This window comes from Bacteroides caecigallinarum, assembly GCF_021530995.1.
Classification (GTDB): Bacteria; Bacteroidota; Bacteroidia; order Bacteroidales; family Bacteroidaceae; genus Phocaeicola; species Phocaeicola faecigallinarum.
The window spans coordinates 1-3764 of record NZ_JADYTF010000184.1 but is presented as its reverse complement, the minus strand read 5'-3'; the positions used below and the strand labels follow the sequence as shown (position 1 = coordinate 3764).

Genomic DNA, 3764 nt, shown 5'->3' with positions numbered 1-3764 from the left:
AATTGCAACAGACCAACTTTTCAAGTGGACATCAATTCCTACGTAAATATTTTGTCCACTAAAATCTAATTTGTTACTTTGTACACACTTCATAAGCTATATCGTTATTGGTTAATATTGTTTTTCTACAATATACAAAGTTAACTATAATGGTATAGCTTTTTTAGTGCTATATTATGTTATCCGTCACTTCCGATTTTAAACATAGGAACTATTTTTTAAAAGGTTGCACTTAAACCAAATGAAATAGTCTTTGACAATGGATATGTACATCCATCCCAGTCACCTACTCCTACAGTTTCCGGATCGAACGTCTTACACAAGCTTGTTATAGTAAGCAAATTCTCGGCTGATACAAAGAAACGTAAATTGTTTACATAGAACTTCTTTGTCAAATCAGATGGAAGTGTATAACCTAAAGTCACATTCTTCAGACGACAATATGCAGCATTCTGCAGATATCTGGTCTGTGCCTTACGGTTCTTAGAATCATTCATGGGTCGTGGATAATAACCGTCAACATTAGGTCCCAATCCACTTGTTGTATCTGCAGGTCGGAAATAATCCAGATGAGGCTCGAAATAATTTGTCTGCCAATAACCTACAGCACCCCAAAACATTGTAGAACCATCACTTGGCATATAATCTCGCTTCAATGTTCCCTGGAAGAATACTTTCAAGTCAAAGCCTTTCCATGCAGCGTCGAGATTCAAACCGAAGTTATAACGAGGAGTATTGTTTCCTAAAAGAACTTTATCACCATGATTTGCCAAAGTATTATCTTTTGCACTGATGACACCATCTCCATCAACATCAGCATACATGATATCACCTGCTCCCCAATTAGAACCCATTGAAGACTGATCTACTTTTGCCAAATGTGCATCCATTTCCTCTTGTGTCTTAGCAATTCCTATTGTCTGCCATCCCCAAATATCACCAATTACAGCTCCATCATAATAAGTCTGTCCCAAATCTTTCGATGGGTTAGGGAATTTATCAACAACTACTTTACTGTCAGACAAAGATAATGTAATACCATAACGGAAATCGTTTACCTGATCTCTCCAACTTGCCTGTAATTCCCAACCTTTGGAAGTCATATCCAGATTATTTACGTTAGGAACACCTGTACCTAAAATAGCAGGCAACTCCTGACCTGGACCTACAATATCTTTTGATTTACGCTGGAAATAGTCAAAGTTCACTGTCAATCGGTTATTAAGCATACCCAAATCAAAACCGACATTGAATGTTTCTGTCTTTTCCCAACCTAACAAAGCTGATACCAAAGCCGATTCTGCCGCAGTATTAGGTTTCTGTCCGTTAACGAGCCATCCTCCATTATTCTGACTATACGTAATAGTACGATAGAAAGGATAATAACTTTCTGTATTTTGGTTACCTAACTGTCCCCAAGAAGCACGTAGTTTCATGGTACCAATTAAATCTGTCAAAGATTCAAAGAATTCTTCCTGTGCCACATTCCATCCTACAGAGAATGAAGGGAACCAGTTCCAACGCTTGTTTCTCAAGAATCGTGATGTTCCGTCATAACGGATATTACCTTCAATCAGATAACGTCCTCTGTAATCGTAATTGATACGTCCGAAGAAACCGGCAGTAGCCCATTCAGAATAACCACCTGAAGCTTTTGCGTTTTGTGAGGTTGTATTCAATGTAGGTACACCCGCCATAATGTTATCTTGTGAAGCTTTCAAATCACGAACCGTAAACAATTCACTCTGGAAACCCACCAAAGCCTTCATATTATGACCACTTTCCAAATTCAAAGAGTATTCAGTAAAGATATTTGGATTGAAGAAGTTACTCTTCTTTCCATATTCTGTTACACTTGAAGTTGTATTGGCTATTGCATAAGGATTACCTGCCACATCATAGGCATAAACAGTCTGATAATCTGTGTGTTCAAAATATGTATTGATACGATAGTTAAGTTCTACGGTAGTCTTCCAGTTCTTGATAGGCTCAATCAAGAACTGTAATTGTTGTGCCAAGATATCTTCCTGGGTTTTATATCGTCCACCTGTTTCCAATTGATAGATTTTTGATTCTGCAGTATAATATCCATTTGGATCCACCAAAGGAATTACCGGCCAGTAACGACAAACGTCGAAATAAAACACATTTGACTTATTGCTACCTGCACTGGCAAACGAAGGAGAATCGTAGTCTATACGATTAAAACGTACGCTATAGCCCACCTTCAACCATTTTGCCAAATCTGCATTTATTTTGGCTGTCAATGAATAACGTTTCTTTCCATCATCACCATATTTCAACAATCCACCCTGATCAAGATAGTTGGCAGACAAATAATACTGCATAACATCAGTACCTCCATTAGCACTTAAAGAATGTTCGTGAGTAAAGCTGCTGCCAAACAATGCATGCAACCAGTCTGTGTTTGCAGCCGGCATCAAATCTTCACGGTTCGGGTCATCAAATGCATTCCAACGTCCATTTGAATATGGCCACATGTATTCATTACTCTTACCTGTTTGATAATCCTTGATTTGCTGCAACTTCTTAGCACTATACATAGGAGCTTCACCATTATTTGCCATCTGGTCATTGATTGCCAATGCAAAACTGTATGAATCTGCCATGTGAGGCATGTTCAATGGCGAATTGAAACGGAAGTTATTGTTATAATTGATGTTCGGTTTACCGCTCTTTCCTTTTTTGGTTGTAATCAAAATCACACCACCAGGAGCACGAGAACCATAGATAGATGATGCAGCAGCATCCTTCAAAACAGAGATATTTTCAATATCTTGTGGATTGATGGCATTAATATCGCCTTCCATACCGTCAATAAGAACCAACGGAGTCAATGCGGAACCATAATTACCGATTTTTCCAGTACCGCGGATATTGAAACTCTTGTTTCCCTTCAAAGATCCACCATCACTACTGGTAGAAATATTCATACCAGGAACTACACCTTGCAAAGCTTCTACCGTAGAACTTACAGGACGTGCCGCAATTTCTTTTGCACCGACAGAAGATACAGCTCCGGTCAGGTTAGCCTTTTTCTGAGTACCGAATGCAACTACGACCACTTCTTCCAAGGCTTGTGAGTCATCTAGCAAGGTAACATTTATAGGCTGACCGTTCCAGACCACTTCTACAGTTTTGTAACCTACAAAAGAAATCTGAATTACACTGCCTTTTTCCACATTAGACAAAGAGAAATCTCCGTCCAGACCTGTAATAGTACCAATAGTAGTACCTTTTACCAAAACCGAAGCGCCGATAACAGTTTCACCGGTAGCATCTTTAACTACACCGGTACATGTTGATTCCTGCTGTACACTTTGGATGTTACCCACGTCAGGTACAGCTATCGCATAAACTGTTCCTGTAGAGGAAATTCCTGTCAGAGCCAACAATGTTCCGACCAATTTAGTTTTTTTCAACATAGCTATTATATTTAAAATTAAAAATGTGTGATAATTCCTTTAATTGTCAGAAATTTTCTTATTCAATGTTTATATTATAAGGTTAACATAAATGTTTTTAGGTCTACAACATTTCTAAATCATAAATGAAATTTACGGTATATCGAATTAAAATAAAAATGTAACTTAAATATTTTCTTCTCTGAAAAACTTCAGATATTTTTTCAACTTTACATTTATGCGATATTTGTTTGGGGCAAATATATAAAATAAATCAATACTACATCAAAAAAAAAAATGAAAATATATTACCAAAAAAGAATATTTTTTACTTTATAC

The 3764-nt window shown here is 37.3% G+C and carries 1 protein-coding gene; it reads right to left on the bottom strand.

Features of this window, described 5'->3' with window-relative positions:
* Positions 1 to 218: 218 nt before the first annotated feature.
* On the bottom strand, positions 219 to 3446 hold the full coding sequence (locus tag I6E24_RS15660) for a SusC/RagA family TonB-linked outer membrane protein (RefSeq protein WP_235329567.1): 3228 nt from the start codon (positions 3444 to 3446) through the stop codon (positions 219 to 221).
* Positions 3447 to 3764 lie beyond the last annotated feature (318 nt).

Coding starts and splice junctions, on each gene's coding strand:
- I6E24_RS15660 (WP_235329567.1), bottom strand. CDS start 3,446: ATGTTGAAAAAAACTAAATTGGTCGGAACATTGTTGGCTCTGACAGGA.